This is a genomic window from Frankia sp. CcWB2 (genome assembly GCF_977927585.1).
In genome coordinates this window covers 1-633 of the sequence record NZ_CDWRCM010000102.1, presented here as the reverse complement: position 1 = coordinate 633, position 633 = coordinate 1, and the positions used below count along the sequence as shown (strand labels likewise).

Below are 633 nucleotides of genomic sequence, written 5' to 3'. Positions count from 1 at the left end.
GGGTCTCCTGCCCGCCACCGGGGCGGTCGCGGCGATGATCACCCGGGCGACCGGCGTCACACCGTACTTTGTCGGCAAGCCGAACCCGTTGATGATGCGCAGTGCGCTGAACACCCTGTCCGCGCACAGCGAGACCACCGTGGTGATCGGCGACCGGATGGACACCGACGTCGTCGCCGGCCTGGAGGCCGGAATGGACACCGTGCTGGTGCTGTCGGGCATCACGTCCATCACCGACGTCGACCGGTTTCCCTACCGGCCGACCGCCATCGTCGGCAGCATCGCCCAGCTGCCCGTCGGTCGGGACGTGCGGACGCTCGACAGCATGCCGACGGCCGCCGTGCGCCCGGCGCCAGCCGAGACCCCCGAGCGCACCGGAGCCCCCGAGCGCACCGGAGCCCCCGATCGCACCGAAGCCCCCGAGCGGGCCGGGGCGCACGGTCGGACCCTGGGAGCGATGCACACCCCGGGGTCCACCACGCGTGGGTGAGGGTCCACCACGGGATCAGGGAACCCCGGACGGGATCAGGAGCCGCCCTGCGAACGGCGGAACAGGGTCGCGGTCGGCGCGGCGGCGGTCAGGGTCACCTTCGTCGGCGTGAACAGGAACGACTGCTGCGGCAGGCCGTCCGG

General features: G+C 72.8%; 1 protein-coding gene. It reads left to right on the top strand.

Annotation, left to right across the window (positions count from 1 at the left end; translation table 11 throughout):
* Nucleotides 1-490: HAD hydrolase-like protein (locus tag ACY45C_RS12295; protein WP_462187753.1), on the top strand; the 490-nt coding region annotated here is incomplete at its 5' end.
* Nucleotides 491-633 lie beyond the last annotated feature (143 nt).